Origin of the sequence: Dialister pneumosintes, assembly GCF_001717505.1 — a bacterium.
GTDB classification, from domain to species: Bacteria; Bacillota; Negativicutes; order Veillonellales; family Dialisteraceae; genus Allisonella; species Allisonella pneumosinta.
This window is the reverse complement of sequence record NZ_CP017037.1, coordinates 1,009,345-1,031,167: the sequence shown is the minus strand read 5'-3', so window position 1 is coordinate 1,031,167 and position 21,823 is coordinate 1,009,345. Positions and strand designations below refer to the sequence as shown.

Genomic DNA, 21,823 nt, shown 5'->3' with positions numbered 1-21,823 from the left:
TATGGATATTTTAAGAAAGAGAAATATTCCATATAAGCGTTTTATTTTATGAAAATATAGTACTGTTTAAGTCACATTTAACACATAAAATTCGTGCATTTATCGATAAGAATAAGTGTGCTATAATAAAGCGTAAGTATAGCTGTTGTTTTTATGGAAATGACTGCTTAAAAGATACTTATGTTAAATAATAAAATAATAGATAACGAGGCTTTACTTATGTCAGAAATAACTACAAGGTTAGAAGCGATTCAAAAGCGAATTGCATTAGCTAGAGAGCGTTCACCTTATCATCAAGATGTGACTTTAGTAGCAGTAACAAAATTTCATCCAATTTCTGAGATGAAAGAAGTCATTGCCCAAGGTATTACTCAAATTGGTGAAAATAGAGTTCAAGAAATGGAAGAAAAGTTTGAACTTTTAACAGAAAAAGTAACTTGGAATTTGCAAGGACATTTGCAGAGAAATAAGGTAAAAAAAGCAGTAGCAATGGCAGATCTTATTCAATCAGGAGACTCTATTGATATTCTTAAAGAAATAGATAAAAGAGCAGGACAGATTGATAAAGTGCAAGATATCCTGCTAGAATTTAACATATCGGGAGAGGAAACCAAAACAGGGATTTCTCCACATGATTTTGAAGAAGCAGTGGAGGTTGCCAAAACATTGCCTCATATTAAGGTAGTAGGACTTATGTGTATGGCACCTGAATTTGGAGATTTAGAACAGACTCGACCGGTATTTAAAGAAGGGCGTCAGTTGTTTGAAAAATTAAAACAACGATTCCCTGAAGGTCAGGTTTCCATTCTTTCAATGGGGATGAGTCATGATTTTGAAATCGCTATTGAAGAGGGGGCTACTATGGTTAGAGTAGGAACATCTATTTTTGGTGAAAGAGTTTATAGGTAAAGTATTGGGAGGATAAAAATATGGGTATGTTTAGCAAATTAAAGGAACAATTTATTGATCACGAAGAATATGAAGATGAAATGTATGAGGATGAAATGTTGGATGAAGATGAGGATTCATCGACAGTAAGAAGTGCAGCTTCTGTAGCACCTCGTTCTGTAGCAGCAAGAAATATTGGTCGTGGTGCAGTAACTACTCGTCAAGCTAAACCTTATACTATGGTTGTTGTAAACCCGAAAGTATTTAATGATTGTGAAAAGATTGCCGATCATCTTAAGCAGTCTCGTCCTGTTGTCATGAATATGGAACAGACTGATCAAGACATTGCACAAAGAGTTGTTGATTATGTGCAAGGTGTTATGTATGCATTGGATGGAAATATTGATCGTGTAAGTGAAAGTATATATCTTTGCGCGCCGAACAACATGAGCGTGTCACGTGAAAATTACGAAGAAGTTAAAGAAACGACAACTTCTACCGTAGATGAACCGCGTTGGCAAGCTCCGCCGCAGGCGTAAATGACTTTTCTTAAAGAAAAGTTAGAATGGTTTCGTAATCAATTCATTGATGAATCTGATGAATTTTATGATGAAACCATAGATGAGAAATTTCAAGAGAATAATCCTCGTTTACAGGTTGGCGCGCTTCCTGCCAGAACGATTCGACCTCATGAATTACTTATCGCTAAACCAAACTATTATTCAGATGCAAAAGCAATAGTTAATGCTTTGCATAATGGAATGGTAGTTATAGTTTTATTAAAAGATGTAGAAAAAGTTACTGCTGCTCGTATTGTTGATTTTATAGGTGGAGCAGTATATCTTTTAAATGCTTCTATGCAATTGCTAAATGAAGAAATTCTTTTAGTAACACCTCCGTCTGTAAGTCTTATTACTGATGATTTAAATCCGGATGATGGAATTTCTCGGTGGAGGAATACTTTATGAAACGAGTCCTTTTAGTTGGTGCAGGTTCTATGGGGAAAGCTATTTTATCCGGATGTATCAAAAATCAGATTTGGAATAAAGATGAAATAATAATTAAGGGGCGCAATGAAGAATCTTCTCGTATCATTGCGGAAGAGTTAGGAGTAGATTTTTCTCTTGATGGGCATGAAGCCGGTCAGGTGGATATGGTGCTTATTGCAGTTAAACCGAATGTGGTGGAGTCTGTGTTATCTATGATTGCACCTTATAAACCTAAGAGAGTTCTTTCGGTAGCGGCAGCTATTCCTATTTCATTCCTAGAAAGCTTACTTATGGAAGGGACAGAAGTTATTCGTGTTATGCCTAATACACCATGCTCTATAGGTGAAGGAATGACGGCTATTGCTCCGGGAAATACTAGTTCGGAAGCATTTATTCAACAAGCACAACTTATTTTTTCTTCTTTAGGGAAAGCCGTGGTTGTTACAGAAAAGCAATTGGATGCATTAGGTGCTTTGGCAGGTGCTGGACCCGGTTATGCATTTGTAATTATAGATGCTTTAGCAGATGCAGGGGTTATGGTAGGACTTCCCCGCGATTTAGCAATAATTGCTGCCGCTCAGACTTTATATGGTGCAGCTAAAATGGTACTCGATACAGGGGCACATCCTGCTATACTCCGTGACGGCGTTACTAGTCCGGGGGGAACTACTATTGCAGGAATTCATGCGATGGAACAAGGCGGTATTCGCGCATCTTTAATGGATGGTGTAAAAGCTTGCATGGCTAAGTCTGATGAAATGAGTAAGATTTATGAAAGATAGAGAAAAAATAATTAATTTCTTTAAGAGCTCCGGCGAAGAAGCGGAAGAAATTGCTGTTCGATTAGTGGATTTAGCAGAATCCATAGAAAAAGGTAAGCCTTTTTCTGTAGGAACGTTTATGTCACCTTATGCAGTGCAGATCGCAAGGACTATTTCTGCACATATGAAAACGGTTACTGCAAAAGCATGGGGCGGATATAATGAGGCGGAACGAGTAAAAATTACATTTATAGACGCAGCATTTCAAGGGAATGTAGATTTTAGTATTGCTTTACTTAAGGTTACTTGGGATGATCGATATCGACTTATAGGGCATCGGGATATTTTAGGTTCTCTCATGGGACTTGGTATCAAGCGAGAAGTTCTGGGCGATATACTTATGCAAGGTGCCTCTGCACAAGTTCTTGTTGAATCTAAAATGGTGGAATGGATAAAACAAAATTTTATAAAAGTAGCTATGGTACCGGTAACAGTAGAAGAAATTTCTTTTGAGGATCTTTCTTTACCGAAACAAACACCTAAAGAGATAAAAGCAACTGTAGCTTCTTTACGTTTAGATGCGGTAGGTGCGGCAGGTTTTGGCGTATCTCGTTCAAAAATGGTATCTGCTATTTCCGGAGATAAGGTACAAATTAATTGGGGACCGGTAAAAGGTCCGGCACAAACAGTGAATCCGGGAGACATAATTAGTTTCCGTGGAAGAGGTAGAATAGAGATTATAGAACTGACCGGTAAAAGTCGTAAAGGACGTACCGGAGTTTGTATTCATCGATATAGATAATAGATATACAGTTATATAAAGCTGATTTTAGTATTAAAGGAGAACATCATGATTACACCAATGGATATTCACAATAAAACATTTTCTAAAAAACTTCGCGGTTATGCAGATGATGAAGTAAATAGTTTTCTTGATGAAGTAGCAAGCGATTATGAAAGAATTTATCGTGAACATCGTGAAATGGAAGAACAGATGGACACTTTAAAGGCGAAATTAGCTAATTATGAAAAAATGGAAGCAACTATGTCTTCTACTTTAGTTATGGCACAGGAAACAGCTGAAAATGTGAAAACTACAGCTAAAAAAGAAGCGGAAGTAATTGTAAGAGAAGCACAGAATCGTGCAGCAAGAATTGTTTCAGATGCAGAAGTAGCGCGTCGCAAGATGAATGCTGATGTTGTGAAAACAGAAGGGGACATGAATCTTTACATTGAAAAACTTCTGGCAAACTTTAACTCTGCATTGAGTTTAATTCAAGCAGCAAAAGCAGCTAGAGCTCCACATGTTATTAATGATGAGGCAACATCGGTGCAAAGTATTTCTGAACCGGTACAAATCATTGCTGAAAATACTGTAGAAGATTCTGCTATAGATGTGGAAGAAGATTTGAATTCTATGGAAACTGAAGAAACAAATGACTGATAAAAAGATAATTACAGAATGGGGAAATCCGGATACAGGGCTTTCTCTTCGTGTAAATCATATTATTCATGAAGAACAAACGCCATTTCAGAATATTAAGATTGTAGATACATTACAGTATGGACGTATGATGATTTTAGATGATGTATTTCAAACTTCTGTTAAAGATGAATGGATGTATCATGAGATGATAGCACATATACCGTTAATGCTTCATCCTTGTCCGGAAAGAGTTCTCATTATTGGTGGCGGTGACGGCGGTTGTGCAAGGGAAGTATGTAAACATGATTGCGTGAAACAAGTAGACCTTTGTGATATCGATCAAAGAGTTTATGATTTATCAAAAGAATATTTTCCCTCTATTGCAGAAGTATTGTTACATCCACCACAAAAATTACATATTCATACGGGGGACGGCATTGCTTTTGCCGGCAAACATGCTGATTTTTATGATGTAATTATAATTGACTGCTCTGATCCTATTGGGCCTGGAGAAGGTTTATTTACAAAAGAATTTTACCAAAGTGCATTTAAAGCTCTTAGAAAAGATGGTGTATTAGTACAACAAAGTGAATCTCCTATTGTACAACAATCATTAGTGCATGAAATCTTTAATGCCATGAATACCGTATTTCCTATTGTGAGAATGTATTATTCTCATGTAGCTATTTATCCGGCATGTTTACATTCTTTCATGTTGGCATCTAAAAAATATGATCCTCTTACGGATGAAGCACGTGTAGAACTTCTACCGGATATGAAGTATTATAATAAAAAAATACAGAAGAGTGCTTTTGTATTACCAAACTTTATAAAAGCTTGTTTATATGAAGGAAAATATTCTTTTTGAAAAATGAAAAGAGCCTCTAAGGGCTCTTTTTCTTACTTTAAATTTCGAATAATTTGTAAAAGTTTATTAGTATCTTCTTCTGTTGTTGACCAAGAAGTACATAGGCGAATTAGAGATTCTGAATCACTCCATTTTTGCATAAAACCAAATTCTACTTGTTCTGCAAGATGAGCTAATAAATTATTTTCAATTACAAAAAAGATTTGATTAGTTGGAGAATCAAAAGGAACTGTAAATTGAGAATTAATTAAAGTTTCTTTTATCTGTTGTCCATATGAAACAGCATTTTGTCCAATAGTTTCATATAAATTATTGGTAAATAATGTATCAAATTGAATGCCTAATAAACGGCCTTTAGCAAGGAGTGCACCATGTTGTTTAATCATTGTGAAAAAATGAGGAATCATGTTTTTTTGAGTAAGAACTACCGCTTCTCCGAAAAGCGTGCCGCATTTAGTACCTCCAATATAAAATATATCAGCTAATTTAGACAAATCCGACAAGGTAATCTCATTATCCGGAGAGCCGAGCGCATAAGCTAATCTTGCACCATCTACATATAAAGGTAAGTGGTATTTATGGCAAACGGTACTTAATGATAGGAGTTCTTTTTTTGTATAGAGTGTACCGAACTCGGTCGGATGGGAAATATAAACCATTCCGGGCATGACTGTATGATTTTTATTTAAATCTGACTGATATTCTTGCATTATACTTTCAATATCAGTTGCGGAGATTTTTCCTTGTTGATGAGGAACGGATAATACTTTATGCCCACCGTACTCAATGGCTCCGGCTTCATGGGTTGCGATGTGACCGGTATTGGCGGCAATTACTCCTTGATAAGGTTTTAATATGCAATCTATAACGGTTGCATTGGTTTGTGTACCACCGACTAGAAATTTTACTTCTCCATTCGGACAGGTGCATGCTTTTAGAATTTTTTGTTCAGCAGAGGTTGTAAATTCGTCATCACCATAGCCTTGCGTTGCATACATATTGGTATCCATTAATTTTTGTATAATTCGAGGATGTGCTCCTGTCATATAATCGGATGTAAAGTGAAGTTTTTCTATCGGTGTAGTCATACATAATCCTTTCTGTAGATACTGTTTGTTATGATATTATAAAGGATAACATAAATAATTATATTTCTCTAATATTTTTATAATGTATATTCTGTACATTACAGAAACAAGTATATATTTCAAATGATGGAGGGGTGAGAAATGGAAACGGTAAAGTGTAAAGCTCTTCTTACAGCTATTGATTTGGGGAGTATGACAGCTGCAGCAGAATCTTTAGGATATACACAATCAGGAATTACACGAATGATATCTTCTTTGGAAGATGAGATTGGGTTCCAACTTCTTAGTAGAGGCAAAGCAGGTGTAAAATTAACTGCAAATGGACGTATTATGTTACCTGCTATTCGAAAATTGGTAAATGCAGCCGAATTAATCGAACAGTTAGGTGCTGAAGTTAGGCATGTATCGACCGGTGTTATTACTATAGGCAGCTACTTTAGTATTTCTGCTTTATGGATGCCTCGTATATTATCTGCATTTGAAAAACAATATCCGAAAGTTAGCATTCGAATTCAAGAAGGCGGAAATCAAGATATGGCTCGTTGGTTAAACGAGAAGTCAGTAGATTGCTGTTTTTGTGCTAAACCGGATAGAACGACTATTTGTGATTGGATTCCTATATTTAAGGATGAATTAGTTGTTTGGTTGCCATCCAACCATCCAAAAGCTGAAAACAAATCTTTTCCATTAACGGATTTAGAAAAAGAACCTTTTATCCAAACTTCACCTAACCAAGATACGGACTTAGATCGACTCATTAAAAGGAACCAGTTAAAGCCGAATACAAGATTTACTACTAGAGACGCTTTTTCTACTTATAATATGGTTTCAGCAGGATTGGGAATTAGTTTTAATCAACGGTTAATTTCTAAAGAATGGAATGGACATGTAAGTGAAATACCTTTCGATCCTCCACAGCATATTTCACTTGGAATAGCAGTTCCTTCTTTGTTGGAAGTATCTCCGGCAACGACACATTTCTTAGAATGTGTAAAAGAACTTATAGATAACAAAGAGATTATTGAAGTAGAATAAGTATTATATAACATATAAAAAGAATTTACATTGACAAGTAAAATAAAGTGTACCATAATGAGCACAGTTTATTTATGAGTTTATGAAGAATCGAATATAGGGAAAGTGAGCATAAGAATTATGTATTTCTTTATTGATACAGCAAAAATTGAAGATATAAAGAAAGCAAATGAGATGGGAATTATTTCAGGGGTAACAACGAATCCGTCTTTAATCGCAGCAGCAGGAGGAGATTTTCATGAAACGGTCAAAGAAATTGCTTCCGTTATAGAAGGACCTATTAGTGCAGAAGTGCTTGCTGATGATACAGAAGGTATGGTGCAACAAGGTATAGAATTGTCGAAAATAGCTCCTCAAGTAGTTATAAAAATACCTATTACTGCGGAAGGACTAAAAGCGGTTTCTATTCTTAAAGAAATGGGGATTCGTACTAATGTGACCTTAATTTTTTCTGCAACCCAAGCATTGATAGCAGCAAGGGCAGGAGCTTTTTTTGTGAGCCCTTTTGTGGGGAGAATTGAAGATGTTGGTGGGGATGGTATTGCACTGATTGACAATATTTCTACTATTTTCAAATTACATCATATTGAAACAAAAATTATTGCAGCATCCATTAGAAAAACGCAACATATTAGGCAATGTGCATTAGCAGGTGCTGATGTAGTGACAGTACCTTTTAAGGTGTTAATGGAATCTATTAATCATCCGCTCACTACGGCAGGGATTGCAAAATTTAAATCTGATTGGAAAAAAACACAGCATGAATAATTATAAAAGGCGCAGCTGCGCCTTTTTAGGTGGATAGAGGTTTAAAGAATGATGTTTTGTACGAAAAACAATGATTTTAATGAACTGCTTAAAACGATGATTCCTTTAGTACTATCTCAATTATCACTTATGGGAATGAATGTTATGGATGCTACGATGAGTGGACATGCCGGAGCTGTTGAATTAGCAGGGGTTTCTATGGGGACTAGTTTATTTATGCCTATAATTGCTTCGTTTACCGGAATATTAGCGGCAGCTACACCTATGATTGCACAATTGCTTGGAAGAAGACGTGAAGTATATATTCCTTATGTAGTCAGAACCGGATTAGTGTTAGGAATTATATTAACATTATTTTTTGCAATAGGTTATTTTTTAGGGATTAGTCCTATAATGATTTACTTGAATTTGGAACCTGGTGTAGAACATATTGCAAGAACGTATCTTTTGTTGATGATTATAAATTTACTTTTTCAAACATTATTATTCCCTCTTCGTGCTTTAATTGATACGGTGGGATCTACAGCAACATCGATGCGATTAGTTTTATTGGCATTACCAATTAACGGACTGTTAAATTATTTACTTATTTTTGGTAAGTGGGGAGTTCCTCGTTTGGGAGGAATTGGTGCAGGGGTTGCGACTGTATGTACCTCTTTATTTATGCTCTTGTTATTCTTATTTGTAGTTTTTAGGGATAAAAAATATAGAGCTTCTGAAATTTTTGAACGTTTTGAGATGCGAAAAACAGAATGGAGAGAATATATTTCCATTGGAGTTCCTAATGGTCTTTCCATACTGATGGAAGCAGGTGTATTTGGCTTTATAATTATTTTTATTGCTCCTTTTGGTACGGTTTCTATTGGCGCTCATCAATCAGCACTTAGTTTCTGTAATTTAATTTATGTATTGCCAATGAGTTGCTCTATGGCGATGACTATTTTAGTAGGCTATGAGGTAGGGGCGCAAAATTTTAATAGGGCAAAAATGTTAAGTCGTATGGGGATAAGATTAACGTTAACTTGTGCTATGATTACCGCTTTATCAACAGTGATGGGAAGATTTCTTATTGCAGGTCTTTATACAGAAAGTACAGAAGTATTATTATTAGCCGGACGATTTTTATTATATGGAGCAGGGTGGCAGTTGTTTGATGCGGTTGCTGCTCCTATTCAAGGAATTTTAAGAGGATATAAGGATACAACCATTCCTTTTATTATGATGTTAATTGCTTATTGGGGTGTGGCTTTGCCTGTAGGTTTATTTTTAGATCATGTCATGGGACAAGGAGCTATTTCTTATTGGCGAGGTTTGGATTGTGGAGTAGGAACATCTGCTATTTTATTATTAATACGCCTTTATATTATAGAAAAACGATATAAAATAATATGATTTTTTAAATAAAATTTATTATAGACAAATATTTTTTATATGATAAAATATATGTTTACTATAAGCGTATAAACTCAAAATATGCAAAAAAGACATTAAAATCATTAATTTCATAAAATCAATGATTATGAATTAAAAATTAAAAAATGTGTTTTTAATAACAAAAATGAATGATTTTTAATTCATAAAGGTAATTGACATATTTTGCGAATACGATTATACTAAAAACACAAACTATCAAAAGATAGTATCTTAAAAAGAAAGGAGCAGACACATGGCAGAACCACAGCGTACGTATGTAACACAAGAATTCTTAGAAAAGATGAAGAATGAACTTGCACAACTTAAGACTAAGAAGCGTGCAGAAGTAGCACAGAGACTTAAGGAAGCAATTGCAATGGGCGATCTTTCTGAAAACTCTGAATACGATGATGCTAAGAATGAACAATCATTTGTTGAAGGTAGAATTCTTGAATTAGAGACACAGATTCGTACTGCAGTAGTTATTCAAACTACTAAGAGTAATCATGTGGCTATGGCTTCTACTGTCCTTATTGCTAATAACAAGACGGGCGAAGAAGAAACCGTAACTATTGTAGGCAGTACAGAAGCAGATCCTTTTGAAGGAAAGATTTCCAATGATTCTCCCGTAGGGAGAGCATTACTCGGGACAAAGGCTGGAGATATAGTAGAAGTGGATACACCACAAGGCGTAATCAAGTATAAGGTACTTGAAATACGTGGTAGTGAAGATAAATGAGCCTTACGGCTCATAGATAAGTAATACCTCAGAAGAAAAATAAAAAGCTTCTTATAGAGGGGCTTTTGCTTATTATTATCCACACTATTATTGATTGAAAGCGAGAAGAATCATTATGACAACAGAACAAACAACTAGACAGCATACTAACGAACAAAGAGAAATTAGAATTAGCAAGTTGGATCAAATCCGTGCTCTTGGTTATGAACCCTTTGGAAATCGTTTTGAATGGGATCATACATCCGGACAGATTATTGAAAACGCAGATACACTGGAACAGTCGGAAGAGCACGTAAGATTAACAGGTCGTATCATGATTGTTCGTGATCACGGTAAGACTGCCTTTTTGACTATTCGTGATTCTGTAGGGGATATTCAGCTTTATATCCGTCAAGACACTGTAAGTGAAAAGGAATGGCAGTTGTTCCATTTGTTAGATAGAGGAGATATTCTCGGTGTTGAAGGCGTAGTATTCCGTACACACTCCGGAGAGGTAACTGTTCGTGTAGAAACATATACTATTCTTACAAAGGCATTGCGCCCCTTACCGGATAAGTGGCATGGACTTACTGATAAGGAACAGCGTTATCGAATGAGATACGTTGACCTTATTATGAATCCGGAAGTAAGAAAGGCATTCGTGACTCGTACTAAGATGCTTGCAGCTATCAGACAGTACTATACCGAACGAGGATTCCTTGAAGTAGAAACTCCGGTTCTTCAACCGTTGTATGGTGGTGCGAATGCACGTCCGTTTATCAGTCATTTAAATGCATTAGATATGACCATGTATTTACGTATTGCGCCAGAACTTTATTTAAAGAGATTGTTAGTTGGCGGTGTTGATCGTAACTTTGAAATTACCCGTAACTTTAGAAATGAAGGTATGGATGCTAAGCATAATCCGGAATTTACTGCAATGGAAAGTTATCAAGCATATGGTGATATTGAAGATGCTATCAAGCAGACTGAAGATGTAGTAGCTCTTTGTGCACAGATTGCACACGGCAGCACTCGTTTCATGTATGAAGGTATAGAATTAGATGTAACTCCTCCATGGCCACGTATGACTATGGCAGGTGCCGTACTCAAGTACACCGGAGAAGACTTTGGTGATTTGTCTGATATCACAAGAGCACGTGAAATTGCAGATCGACTTAATGTAGAATATGGTGAATTTGATGGGGCAGGTAAGATTCTTGCTAATGTATTTGATGAATATGTTGAAGATAAGCTTGTTCAACCATGTCATATTACTATGCATCCAATTGAAGTATCTCCATTGTCTAAGTTGAATGGAGAAAACCCACGTCTTACAGATAGATTTGAATCTTATATGTTTACTCGTGAATTAGCTAATGGGTTCTCTGAATTAAATGATCCTTTAGATCAGCGTAAGAGATTTGAATTACAGCAGGCTGAAAGAGATCATGGTGATGATGAAGCACATCCGGTAGATGAAGATTTCATGAAGGCATTGGAATATGGTATGCCACCAACAGCCGGATTAGGAATAGGTTTAGATAGATTGTTCATGTTTATGACAGGAGCACATTCTATTCGTGATATCATTCTATTCCCGATGATGAGACCGGCTCCGGAAGGTGAAGATGACTAATTCATAGTAAGTACATAATAAAAAGCATAATCCTAGTGATTATGCTTTTTTGTTTATAAAAAAAGCAAGCAGCATTATGCCGCTTGCTTTTTATGGATTTATATCATCAAAAAAATGAGGATTATTATTTAATTTTTCACAGACTTCACTTAAACAAACTAAACCGGATAATAATTGACGATGATCACATGCATAACTAATTCGAAAACTGTGAGGAACATTAAAGATATCTCCCGGTGTAATTAAAGTTCCCGTTGTATTATAGAGATAACTACATAACTTTTCAGATGGTACATCATAATCATAAAAAACTAATACAGTAGAGCCTGCTTTAGGATAGACATAGGAAAGGTGATTTTTATTTTGCCGTAACCATCCGTCAAGTGTAATAAGATTTACACGGAGAAGACTCATGTTTCTATCAATTAAAGCTTTTTTATATTTTAATGCTATAGCTGCAATATATTCTTTTATACCACCGACACTACTCATATCATAACCGATGTGATATTTGATATTTTGCATAGCTTGTTTATCTTTAGTAGCAATCCATCCCAATCTAATACCTGCCATGGAGCAAGCTTTTGACATAGAACCGACAGAAATGCCTTTTTCATAAAGGTCTGCAATAGAAGGGCATACTTGATCATCTTGCAACACATGACGATATACCTCATCACAAATGATATAAGTATTATATTTGCGAGCCACTTCAATAAGCTCTTTTAGTTCATGGAGGCTTAAGAGTGCTCCGGTCGGATTATTGGGGTTGGAAAGTGTAATTAATTTAGTATTGTTGTCACAAAGTGCATCTAATTCTTCTTTACAAATGGAATATCCTTTTTTAGGGTCTCTATGAAGAATACGTACTTCCGCACCGAAAGATTTTGGGAGAGAAATAAATTGTTGATAATCCGGATAAATCGCAATTACATTATCATTAGGTTCAATTAAGGACCAAATAAGATGGCTATTAGCAAAAGTAGCACCATGTGTTGCTAATATGTTTTCCGGCAATATTTCTGTATATAGCTCTGAAATTGCTTGTTTTAGTATGGGCGTTCCACCATCAATATTTCCATAATCCAATTTTACTTGACATAATTTTGACAGAAATTGTTTTTTATCGATTTTAGTGATTTGTATAAAGTCATCAAGTGTTACTGCATAAACGCAGTTTTCTGCTAAATTATATTTTGTATTAGATTCCCGTTTTTTTAACCATTCCTCAAGTTTAAAAGGTTCAATATGCATAACATTTCTCCTCTATTAAAACGCTTAGATATGTAGAAAGATAAAAGTCCATGTTATACAAAAATGTATAATTACAAGTTAATAAAATGGTAAATGAGTAACAAATTAAATTAACATATATACCTTTATTATATAGCAAAATGATAAAAAACAAAATATGTATATTAAATTATTTTAAATATGTATATATTCAAAATAAACAAAATATAAAATATTCGTAGTTAAATGTATGCAGCATAAACCGAGAGTTGCTTATTATAATAAATAAAATATTACAACTTTTGATAAAATAAATAAACTATAACTTAAATTATGATTTAATTACAGTACAAATATATAATACAAAAGTTATATAAAAAGATAAAATTTATTAAAATATAATCAATTTAGCTATATTTAACTAAATATACGGTTTTTATAATATATTATCATATAAATTGTTACATAAAATTTATTTTTGCGTTATAAAGTATTAGTCAAGGTTACTTGTGGGGTGGTAAAGTAGAGTTGTAAAGGCTAAAAGCTATTTTATGTGCGCACAGTTATATAAGCTTTGGCAATTTCATAATTGTTAATGGAGGTCATGTATGAAACAACTCAAGTTTGCTTATACCGAAAAAGCATTGGCTGCATTCGGTGCGATTGAAGGTCGTGAATTAGCTTGTCTTAAGAAAACAGATTACACTGACGTATCTGCAGTTATTATTACTGATGCAGAAGATGACATTAAATTCTTAGATGCTAATGAAGCTATTGCAGCTTTTGGTATTCCGGTATTTGCAGTTCTCGTTGAAAACGAAACTCTCCCGGATTGTCTCCAGGGCAAGATTAAAGGTGCAATTAACATTGGTGAATCTAAGCATGAAGTCTTCGTATATCAGATCGAAAAAGCTGCTAAGAATTATGAAGCTGGACTTATTCCGCCATTCTTCAAAGCATTATCTGATTATGCAGACAGCGGTCGTAACTCCTGGACAACACCAGGTCACCATGGCGGTGAATCTTTCTTACAGCACCCGGCAGGACGTCGGTTCTATGAATTCTTTGGAAAGAATATGTTCTTGTCTGACTGCTCTTGCTCTGATGCAGGTATGGGTGATTTACTTCTCCATGAAGGTGCTCCATTGGATGCAGAACGTCATGCAGCAGAAGTATTTGATGCAGACAAAGCTTATTTCGTATTGAACGGTACTTCTACAGCAAACAAGATGGTTCTCAATGCTGTTTTAGCTCCAGGTGATATTGTTCTTTATGATAGAAATAATCACAAGTCTATTTCTCAGGGGGCTTTGATTCAGGCAGGTGCTATTCCGGTATACATGGAAGATGCTCGTAACCCATTCGGATCCATCGGTGGTATTAAGAATCACTGTTTCACTGAAGAATATATTCGTAATGCAATTGCAGAACGTGATCCTGTAAGAGCTAAGGCTGAAAGACCGGTTCGTTTAGCAGTTATTCAGCTCGGTACTTATGACGGTTGTATCTACAGTGCACGTCAGGTAGTAGATAAGATTGGTCATCTTTGCGACTATATCTTGTTCGACTCTGCATGGGTTGGTTATGAACAGTTCATTCCAATGATGAAGGACTGCAGTCCATTGCTTCTCGACCTCAAGCCGGAAGATCCGGGTATCTTCGTAACTCAGTCTGTTCATAAACAGTTAGCTGGTTTCTCCCAGGCATCTCAGATTCTCAAGAAAGATAAACATGTTAAGGGACAGGCTCGTTATGTAAACCACAAGCGTTTGAACAACACATTCATGCTTCATGAATCTACATCTCCAATTTATTCCATCTTCGCATCTCTTGACGTAAACGCTAAGATGCAAGAAGGTAAAGCAGGTAGATATCTCTGGAAGCAGGTAGTTAAGGCTGGTATCGAATTACGTAAGGCAATTATCCGTAACTGCCATTACCTCCGTCCAATGCTTCCTGCAACTGTTCATGGCAAACCATGGGAAGATGGCGATACTGAAAAGATGGCTAATGACATGGCATACTGGACACTTACTCCAGGTGCTGAATGGCACGGGTTTGAAGGATACGGCGAAGGCCAGTTCTTATTGGATCCATGCAAACTTCAGTTAATGACACCAGGTATTGATTTGAAGACCGGTGAGTATACTGAATTCGGTATCCACGGTGCTATTTTGTCCAAGTATCTCCAGGCTAACAACCTCATTCCTGAAAAGAATGACTTGAATGCTATCTTGTTCTTGCTCACCCCGGGAACCGATATGACTAAGGTTGCTGACCTTGTTGCTAAGCTCTGCGAATTCGAAAGACTTGTAGATGAAAATGCTCCAATGTCTGAAGTACTTCCAGCTATTTATTATGCTAACGAAGATACTTATAAGGGCTTTACCATTAGAGATCTTGCTCAGAAGATGCAAGACTTCTACTCCGCTCGTAAGGTTAACCGTTTACAGCAGCGCTTGTTCATGAAGGACTTCTTGCCTGAATACTTCATGGCTCCACAGGATGCTAACTATGAACTCGTTCGTGGTCACTGTGAATTGGTAAAACTTTCTGAAGCTAGAGGTCGTGTAGGTCTTGAAGGTGCACTTCCATACCCACCAGGAATCTTGACCATGCAACCGGGTGAACGTTGGTCTGACACTTGCGTTGACTACTTCCTCGCATTAGAAGAAGGTATTAACCAGTTGCCAGGATTTACACCGGAAATTCAGGGTGTATACTTCCAGCCGGTTGAAGATGGATCTGTTCGTGCATTTGCATACTGTCTCGATAAAGAAACAGAAGAAAGATACATCAAGACTGCTGCAGAACGTAAAGCATTACGTGATGCTGATGCAAGATAATTTGCAAATACAAACAACAAGTTTGTGTTAATAAAAAGGCGAAGATTTTCTTCGCCTTTTTCATTTTATATAAACTTGAACTCCAAGAAAGAAGAATATGACTATCTAATTTATACATTGCGATTTATTATATGTATAATACTGTAGTTAATAAGTAGTAAAAATAATATAACATTAAGTTATTTATTTGTTTATAGACATAAATAAATAACTTAATAAACAAGAAGAATTTGGTATAAATAAACTATGGAGATTTTTGTAAAATTAGTGTATAATTTAGTTGCACGTGTGAGTACGTGTTTCATCTGATAGGGTCCATAGCGGAGCACTGAAAGGTTCATTTCAGTGTAGTTAAACAATCCATAATCTTTTTAAGGATTATTATTTGTTGGGTATATTGTTTTATACATATATCCAAAGGAGTGTTATAATGGAAAACTCTAAGAAGATGAGTGTGACACAGCTTATTATTATTACAGCTGTTAACATGATGGGTTCCGGCATCATCATGCTCCCTGCAAAGCTTGCTCAGGTAGGTGGACTTTCCATCGTATCTTGGTTAGTTACAGCAGTAGGCTCTATGCTCCTCGCTTATGCATTTGCTAAGTGTGGTATGTACAGCAAGAGACCGGGCGGCATGAGTGGTTATGCAGAATATCCATTCGGCAAGGGCGGAAACTTCCTTTGCGGCTATACCTATGGCGTATCTCTTGTTATTGCGAACGTTGCTATTGCTACCTCTGCTGTAGGTTATGGTGTGGTATTCTTTGATGCGGAACTTAGCCCAATTATGTCTTGTGCTGCAACTATTGCAGTATTGTGGATCACCACATTACCAAACTTCGGTGGCCCATCCATTACTGGTAAGATCGGTTCTGTAACAGTTTGGGGTGTAATTGCTCCAATTCTGATTATCTCTACCGCTGGTTGGTTCTTCTTCTCCGGTGATATGTACGCTGCAAACTGGAACGTACATGATATGCCATTCGGCGAAGCTGCAACCAATGCTATTACCATGACTTTGTGGTCCTTCCTCGGATTGGAATCTGCTTGTGCTAACGCTGACGCAGTTGAAAATCCGGAAGAAGCTGTTCCGAAGGCAGTATTGTTTGCTACCGCTCTTTGCGCAGTAGTATACATTGCTTCTACCAACGTAATGTTTGGTATGCTTTCTGCTGAAGAAATCGTACAGAGCTCTGCTCCATTCGGACTTGCATATGCTCATATGTTCGGACCGGCAGTAGGTAAGTTGGTAATGGGTCTCATGACCTTAGCTTGTCTCGGTTCCTTGTTGGGCTGGCAGTTTACTGTTCCGAATATCTTCAAGGCAATGGCTGATGAAGGATTTATTCCGGAAGTATTCGCTAAGGTTAATGGTAAGGGTGCTCCATACATGGGAATGCTTATTCTCGGCGGTATCCAGACATTACTTGGTCTTTCTGCAATTAGCCCAAGCTTGAACGAACAGTTCGAAGTATTGGTAAACCTTGCAACAATTACAAACCTCGTTCCATACATCCTCTGCATGGCTGCTGTTAAGATTATTATGATCTGCGGTGGCAAGGGTGATGAAACCGGTATGCCAATGATTGCAGCAACTCTTGGCACTGCATACAGCTTGTACGCATGCTACGCATGCGGAATGGATGCCTGCACCTACGGTGCATTGGTAACATTCGCTGGCTGGATGTTCTACGGCTATATTTCTCCACGTTACGACTACGAAAGAAATATGGAAGTTCACAAAGCTGCATAAGAAATTTAATTATATCCGCTAAGACCCAATCACTAAAAAAGACGAACAAAGCGTTCGTCTTTTTTTAGTCTCTATATTTTTTATAAAAGGAGTTTCTTAATAAATTAATTTATTTTGTGTTTTTTCTCTACATAAATTAATCGAAGAGTTACTAGAATTGCAGAGCAGGCAATTCCAAAATCTATACCTTGCCAGTAAGCAAAGGCGCCATTTCCTAATGTATGATCTAAGAATAAACAAGACGGGAAGCAAATACCCCAGTAAGCGATTAACATAAGGAAGAATGGTATTTGTGCATCTTTATATCCACGTAGGATTCCTTGTATTGGAGCAGCAATAGCATCAAACATTTGCCAAGCCGCTGCATAAATTAAAAAGTGTCCGGCTTCTTTTATAACAGTAAGGTCAGCAGAGTAAATGGAGGCAATTTCTTCTCTAAGTGTAATGGTTAAAATAAATGTAATAAAAGAACCTATAATAGATAAAAATAGTCCGGCAGAACGAAAAGTTCGTGCTTTGTCATAATTTTCTCCACCAACTGCTGTGCCTACCAGAATTGTTAATGCCATAGAACACGAGAGCGGAAACATATAAGCAAGTGTTGAAAAATTATTAGCAACTTGATAAGCAGCCAGTACTGTTGTTCCAAATTTTGCAATAAATATAATAATGAGTCCAAATAGAGAGGTTTCCATAAATATACCTAAGCCATTTGGCAAACCTAATGAAAGATACTCTTTCCAAATTTTTTTCGTAGTTGTAATCTGGGAAAATATTTTTTTCCCCATAAAACGAGAATCAGACCAGGTAATGTATAAAAACAATAAAAATAATATAATATAGGTAATCATGCTTGAGATTCCGGATCCGATTCCACCTAATTGGGGGAATCCAAAATTCCCATAAATTAAAAGATAATTAAACAAGGCATTGATTGGAAGAGCAATCAAGAATAGTTTCATAGATATGGAAGTATTTCCTATTGTATCAGTTAGAGCACGAAGTGGAATAACTAATGCTTCAAAGAATACAGAGCCCATCATAGCCAGTAAATATCCACGTGCAATTTTTTCTACCGGTGGAGTTAATTGCAAGGAATTCATGAGTGTATCAATAAACAGGAAATAAGAAGTTATAAAAATAACTCCTATAATTATAGCTAAAAATAGTCCTGTACGGACTACGATAGGAATATTTTTTTTATCTCGTCGTCCTTTTAATTGAGCTAGCATAGGTGTTCCTGCCATTAATAACCCTACAATGGATGCTAATGGAGGATAACAAAGACCCGCTCCAACAGATACACCGGCCAGATCATTTGGTCCTGCATGTCCACTCATCGCAGTGTTAATAAAGTTCATTCCTACAACAGAGATTTGTGCAATAAGTATAGGAATCATTACTGTCATGAGTTGTTTTATATGACGATGTATTTGAGTAAACATAATGTAATCACCTATAGAAATAAAAAAAGACGCCGGTAAGCGTCTATTCATTCTTATCTTATAAAAAGATATAGTAACCCTCTAAAAGCATATAGCTGTAGAGAAACTTTTTCAATATAAAAATAGAGACGCTTACAACAATGTAAATTAAAAATAGAACAGCAAATCCGCTGTTCACACTAATATATAAAAGCGCCTTGGATGGGAGGAATAACTCTTTTAGTTATAAGAGTGGATACACTGGATTCAATGTTATTAATCTTTGCTACAAAAGTAGTTCTGCTTATATACATTGCCATCCACCTCCTTATAATATTTATTTTACTTATTTGTGCTTGTAGTAAATTCATGTAATTGTTATGTATTAAAAGTACTTATATATATGATAACATAGTTTATTTTGTTTTGAAAGAAAAATACAATAACCGGTCTTTATTATGATAACGTGTACAGTTTTTATTACTTTTTTATTAATTGATAAAAAGGCAATAATATATATGAGAAATAATTAATTGTAATCAAATACTAATAAGTTTTGATTACATTGTTTTCTATGATATAATTGTTATATAATTAATGTCAGATGTATATATAAAGAGAGTTTGATACTAAACCACGCATCTTTTGTAAATGATTCAACTTCACGTGAGTTGAGGTGAGGAGATAAATATTATTAATAATATTTATCTTTTTTGTGGGAATTTTTGAAAGGGAGGCAGTATGAAGATTACATTTACTTCGTTATCATATTTTCAGAAGATTGCAGAATTGCAACATATGACTAGAGCAGCAGCGGCACTTCATGTTGCACAGCCGTCTTTAAGCCGAACTATCAAGTCCTTGGAAGAAGAATTAGATGTGCCGCTTTTTGATCATCGAGGAAGAAATATTGTATTAACTAAATATGGAGAAATATTACTTGCTCATGTTAATTTAATTATGAAAGAGATGGAAGCGGCAAAAAAAGAATTAAAAGAAGCAGAAGAAGCTGCACATAAAACTGTAAAATTATCTTTATATGCAGCATCTAAGTTAGTACCCTCTTTCCTTATGGAATTTAGAAAGAGACATCCCGATATTCGTTTAGAAATTTTATTGCAAGGATTGCAAACCGAGCATCATGTGGGCTATAAAGGATGTGACTTAGCACTTTGCTCAAATATTCATCCTTTAGATGATGGACATTCTGTTACTCTGTTTAAGGAAGAGATTATGTTGGCTGTTCCAGACACTGATCCACATGCTAATATGCCTTCTGTAAATTTAAGTGATTTTTCTGAATCCAGCTTTATTTGTCTTCATACAGGACAAAGTCTTCGTACTGTAACAGATTATTATTGCCGAGAGGCCGGGTTTATGCCTAAAGTGGCATTAGAAAGTGATAGTCCTGAAACGGTACAAGAATTTATAAGAACCGGGTTAGGAATTTCCTTTGTTCCTCAAATCACTTGGGGGGGTGTTGGTGGAGAAAATGTAGTTTTAGTGCCTATTGCATCTCCTCGGTGTTATCGTTACATTAGTTTAACTTGGGATAAAAATAGAGAATTGCCGGCTCCGGCCGCAGAATTAAAGAAATTTATTATTGATCATTTTGCTGATTTTGCTAAAAGTTATGCTGCAAAACGTTTTAGTCAATTTAATAAACATTAATTATAGAAGAGGGGATATATATCCCCTCTTCTATAATTAATGTTTATTACTGATATAAATAATTTATTATAATATGGAAAGGAGTTAATGTTGAAACTTACATTAATGGTTATGACTTACTTTCAGAAAGTAGCAGAACTTCAACATGTAACTAAAACTGCGGAAGCACTTCAGGTTGCACAACCGACTGTGAGTAGGGTGATTAATTCTATAGAAAAAGATTTTAATGTTCCTTTGTTCACAAGAAAAGGAAGAAATATTACGCTAACACCTTTTGGAGAAATATTACTTAAGCATACTAATCGTATTTTGGAAGAAGTAGAATTAACTAAACGAGAATTAGATACGGCTAAGCAACAAGAACAACAAACGGTACGTCTTTCTATATCAGCTGCTTCTAAGTTGTTACCTGTATTTCTTGCCGGATTTAAGAAAGAGTATCCGGAAGTAAATTTTGAATTATTATTACGAGGTGCTAATGAAAGACCTAGTAGTATTGGAGGATTGAATACTGATTTAGAGTTGACCAGTGATATTAAACCTATGACTAATGATCATTCGGTTACTTTATTTAGAGAAGAATTATTGATGGCATTACCGCAATCAGATCCTCGATCAAAAATGATTAGTGTAAATTTAAATGATTTTGCGGAAGACGGTTTTATTTGTTTACATAAAGGACAAAGTTTACGTAAAATTATTGAATACTATTGTAGAAAAGCAGGATTTACACCTCGTGTAGATTTAGAAAGTGATAGTTTACTTACGGTAAGAGAGTTTATCAGAGCGGGAATGGGGATATCTTTAGTACCGCAAATTACTTGGAGTGACATTTCCTGCGGGGAACAAGTCACTTTAATTCCTATTACATCTCCAAGGTGCTATAGGTATATTACTTTAACTTGGGATGGAAGCGTTCCTCTATCAAGACCTGCTGTTCTTTTAAAAGATTACATTATAAGATATTTTGCTGATTACGCAAAAACAAAAGCTGTTATTTATTAAATATACAAGTATAAAATGCTATATATTTTATATTGGAAAAGATGATAGTAAATAGTAAAGTTTTGCTGAGAAAAATAATAAAATAAATTTAATTATTATATAAACTGAATATAAACTAATGAATAAAATAAAAACACAAAAAAAGTATTAATAAAAAATATATAACTTACATGTAATCAAAAAATGTATATAAAATAGAAATAAAAAATATTTTACATACAGAAAAATGAAATTATAAACAAAAGATATAAATACAAATAACTTTTAAAATAATCAGTGTTTATCGCTGAAAAAT

19 protein-coding genes are annotated in these 21,823 nt (G+C 35.5%); 16 read left to right on the top strand and 3 right to left on the bottom strand.

Going from position 1 to position 21,823, the window contains the following annotated elements; all coding sequences use genetic code 11:
- Positions 1–219: 219 nt before the first annotated feature.
- The 7 genes from BCB69_RS05100 to speE are packed head-to-tail and all read left to right on the top strand — an operon-like array spanning position 220 to position 4,932.
- Positions 220–909, top strand: a complete 690-nt coding sequence (locus BCB69_RS05100; RefSeq protein WP_022513223.1) for a YggS family pyridoxal phosphate-dependent enzyme — start codon at positions 220–222, stop codon at positions 907–909.
- Between the two features lie 20 nt (positions 910–929).
- Positions 930–1,427 (top strand): cell division protein SepF, encoded by a 498-nt coding sequence (locus BCB69_RS05095; RefSeq protein WP_022513222.1) that lies wholly within the window; start codon positions 930–932, stop codon positions 1,425–1,427.
- Entirely contained in the window at positions 1,428–1,856 is a 429-nt protein-coding gene (sepF, locus tag BCB69_RS05090) for a cell division protein SepF (protein WP_022513221.1), read from the top strand.
- Positions 1,853–2,659, top strand: a complete 807-nt coding sequence (proC, locus tag BCB69_RS05085; protein WP_022513220.1) for a pyrroline-5-carboxylate reductase — start codon at positions 1,853–1,855, stop codon at positions 2,657–2,659. The genes sepF and proC overlap by 4 nt, the downstream gene beginning before the upstream one ends.
- Complete coding sequence (locus tag BCB69_RS05080) at positions 2,649–3,440, top strand: YlmH family RNA-binding protein (RefSeq protein WP_069177196.1); 792 nt, start codon at positions 2,649–2,651, stop codon at positions 3,438–3,440. The genes proC and BCB69_RS05080 overlap by 11 nt, the downstream gene beginning before the upstream one ends.
- Positions 3,441–3,488: 48 nt before the next feature.
- Complete coding sequence (locus tag BCB69_RS05075; RefSeq protein WP_022513218.1) at positions 3,489–4,082, top strand: DivIVA domain-containing protein; 594 nt, start codon at positions 3,489–3,491, stop codon at positions 4,080–4,082.
- Positions 4,075–4,932, top strand: a complete 858-nt coding sequence (speE, locus tag BCB69_RS05070; protein WP_022513217.1) for a polyamine aminopropyltransferase — start codon at positions 4,075–4,077, stop codon at positions 4,930–4,932. The genes BCB69_RS05075 and speE overlap by 8 nt, the downstream gene beginning before the upstream one ends.
- Positions 4,933–4,964: 32 nt before the next feature.
- Here the strand turns inward: speE and BCB69_RS05065 are convergent, their stop codons facing one another.
- Positions 4,965–6,020: a threonine aldolase family protein gene (locus tag BCB69_RS05065; protein ID WP_069177195.1), complete on the bottom strand. Its 1,056-nt coding sequence runs from the start codon at positions 6,018–6,020 to the stop codon at positions 4,965–4,967.
- Between the two features lie 141 nt (positions 6,021–6,161).
- On the opposite strand from BCB69_RS05065, the gene BCB69_RS05060 reads away from it, so the two are divergent.
- The 5 genes from BCB69_RS05060 (at position 6,162) to lysS (ending at position 11,593) form a co-directional block, all read left to right on the top strand.
- Positions 6,162–7,055: a LysR family transcriptional regulator gene (locus BCB69_RS05060; RefSeq protein WP_069177194.1), complete on the top strand. Its 894-nt coding sequence runs from the start codon at positions 6,162–6,164 to the stop codon at positions 7,053–7,055.
- 120 nt (positions 7,056–7,175) lie between these two features.
- Positions 7,176–7,823 carry a fructose-6-phosphate aldolase gene (fsa, locus tag BCB69_RS05055; RefSeq protein WP_022513215.1) on the top strand — a complete coding sequence of 216 codons (648 nt, stop codon included), beginning with the start codon at positions 7,176–7,178 and terminating at the stop codon, positions 7,821–7,823.
- Between the two features lie 48 nt (positions 7,824–7,871).
- Positions 7,872–9,215 carry an MATE family efflux transporter gene (locus tag BCB69_RS05050; protein WP_022513214.1) on the top strand — a complete coding sequence of 448 codons (1,344 nt, stop codon included), beginning with the start codon at positions 7,872–7,874 and terminating at the stop codon, positions 9,213–9,215.
- Positions 9,216–9,489: 274 nt separating this feature from the next.
- Positions 9,490–9,975, top strand: coding sequence for a transcription elongation factor GreA (gene greA, locus BCB69_RS05045; protein WP_069177193.1), 486 nt, complete (start codon positions 9,490–9,492; stop codon positions 9,973–9,975).
- A gap of 115 nt (positions 9,976–10,090) precedes the next feature.
- Complete coding sequence (gene lysS, locus BCB69_RS05040; protein WP_069177192.1) at positions 10,091–11,593, top strand: lysine--tRNA ligase; 1,503 nt, start codon at positions 10,091–10,093, stop codon at positions 11,591–11,593.
- Between the two features lie 90 nt (positions 11,594–11,683).
- Here lysS and BCB69_RS05035 read toward each other — a convergent pair whose 3' ends face one another.
- Positions 11,684–12,847, bottom strand: coding sequence for an aminotransferase class I/II-fold pyridoxal phosphate-dependent enzyme (locus BCB69_RS05035; RefSeq protein ID WP_069177191.1), 1,164 nt, complete (start codon positions 12,845–12,847; stop codon positions 11,684–11,686).
- 587 nt (positions 12,848–13,434) lie between these two features.
- On the opposite strand from BCB69_RS05035, the gene speC reads away from it, so the two are divergent.
- Positions 13,435–15,672, top strand: a complete 2,238-nt coding sequence (gene speC, locus BCB69_RS05030; protein WP_022513531.1) for an ornithine decarboxylase — start codon at positions 13,435–13,437, stop codon at positions 15,670–15,672.
- Positions 15,673–16,102: 430 nt separating this feature from the next.
- A complete protein-coding gene (potE, locus tag BCB69_RS05025) occupies positions 16,103–17,428 on the top strand; it encodes a putrescine-ornithine antiporter (protein WP_022513532.1) in 1,326 nt (441 codons plus the stop codon).
- 104 nt (positions 17,429–17,532) lie between these two features.
- Here potE and BCB69_RS05020 read toward each other — a convergent pair whose 3' ends face one another.
- Positions 17,533–18,873 carry an MATE family efflux transporter gene (locus tag BCB69_RS05020; protein WP_069177424.1) on the bottom strand — a complete coding sequence of 447 codons (1,341 nt, stop codon included), beginning with the start codon at positions 18,871–18,873 and terminating at the stop codon, positions 17,533–17,535.
- Positions 18,874–19,593: 720 nt separating this feature from the next.
- Between BCB69_RS05020 and BCB69_RS05015 the strand changes: the two genes are divergently transcribed.
- Positions 19,594–20,523: a LysR family transcriptional regulator gene (locus BCB69_RS05015; RefSeq protein WP_022513535.1), complete on the top strand. Its 930-nt coding sequence runs from the start codon at positions 19,594–19,596 to the stop codon at positions 20,521–20,523.
- Between the two features lie 87 nt (positions 20,524–20,610).
- Positions 20,611–21,528 (top strand): LysR family transcriptional regulator, encoded by a 918-nt coding sequence (locus BCB69_RS05010; RefSeq protein ID WP_236887181.1) that lies wholly within the window; start codon positions 20,611–20,613, stop codon positions 21,526–21,528.
- Positions 21,529–21,823 lie beyond the last annotated feature (295 nt).

Coding starts and splice junctions, on each gene's coding strand:
- BCB69_RS05100 (WP_022513223.1), top strand. CDS start 220: ATGTCAGAAATAACTACAAGGTTAGAAGCGATTCAAAAGCGAATTGCA.
- BCB69_RS05095 (WP_022513222.1), top strand. CDS start 930: ATGGGTATGTTTAGCAAATTAAAGGAACAATTTATTGATCACGAAGAA.
- sepF (WP_022513221.1), top strand. CDS start 1,428: ATGACTTTTCTTAAAGAAAAGTTAGAATGGTTTCGTAATCAATTCATT.
- proC (WP_022513220.1), top strand. CDS start 1,853: ATGAAACGAGTCCTTTTAGTTGGTGCAGGTTCTATGGGGAAAGCTATT.
- BCB69_RS05080 (WP_069177196.1), top strand. CDS start 2,649: ATGAAAGATAGAGAAAAAATAATTAATTTCTTTAAGAGCTCCGGCGAA.
- BCB69_RS05075 (WP_022513218.1), top strand. CDS start 3,489: ATGATTACACCAATGGATATTCACAATAAAACATTTTCTAAAAAACTT.
- speE (WP_022513217.1), top strand. CDS start 4,075: ATGACTGATAAAAAGATAATTACAGAATGGGGAAATCCGGATACAGGG.
- BCB69_RS05065 (WP_069177195.1), bottom strand. CDS start 6,020: ATGACTACACCGATAGAAAAACTTCACTTTACATCCGATTATATGACA.
- BCB69_RS05060 (WP_069177194.1), top strand. CDS start 6,162: ATGGAAACGGTAAAGTGTAAAGCTCTTCTTACAGCTATTGATTTGGGG.
- fsa (WP_022513215.1), top strand. CDS start 7,176: ATGTATTTCTTTATTGATACAGCAAAAATTGAAGATATAAAGAAAGCA.
- BCB69_RS05050 (WP_022513214.1), top strand. CDS start 7,872: ATGATGTTTTGTACGAAAAACAATGATTTTAATGAACTGCTTAAAACG.
- greA (WP_069177193.1), top strand. CDS start 9,490: ATGGCAGAACCACAGCGTACGTATGTAACACAAGAATTCTTAGAAAAG.
- lysS (WP_069177192.1), top strand. CDS start 10,091: ATGACAACAGAACAAACAACTAGACAGCATACTAACGAACAAAGAGAA.
- BCB69_RS05035 (WP_069177191.1), bottom strand. CDS start 12,847: ATGCATATTGAACCTTTTAAACTTGAGGAATGGTTAAAAAAACGGGAA.
- speC (WP_022513531.1), top strand. CDS start 13,435: ATGAAACAACTCAAGTTTGCTTATACCGAAAAAGCATTGGCTGCATTC.
- potE (WP_022513532.1), top strand. CDS start 16,103: ATGGAAAACTCTAAGAAGATGAGTGTGACACAGCTTATTATTATTACA.
- BCB69_RS05020 (WP_069177424.1), bottom strand. CDS start 18,873: ATGTTTACTCAAATACATCGTCATATAAAACAACTCATGACAGTAATG.
- BCB69_RS05015 (WP_022513535.1), top strand. CDS start 19,594: ATGAAGATTACATTTACTTCGTTATCATATTTTCAGAAGATTGCAGAA.
- BCB69_RS05010 (WP_236887181.1), top strand. CDS start 20,611: ATGTTGAAACTTACATTAATGGTTATGACTTACTTTCAGAAAGTAGCA.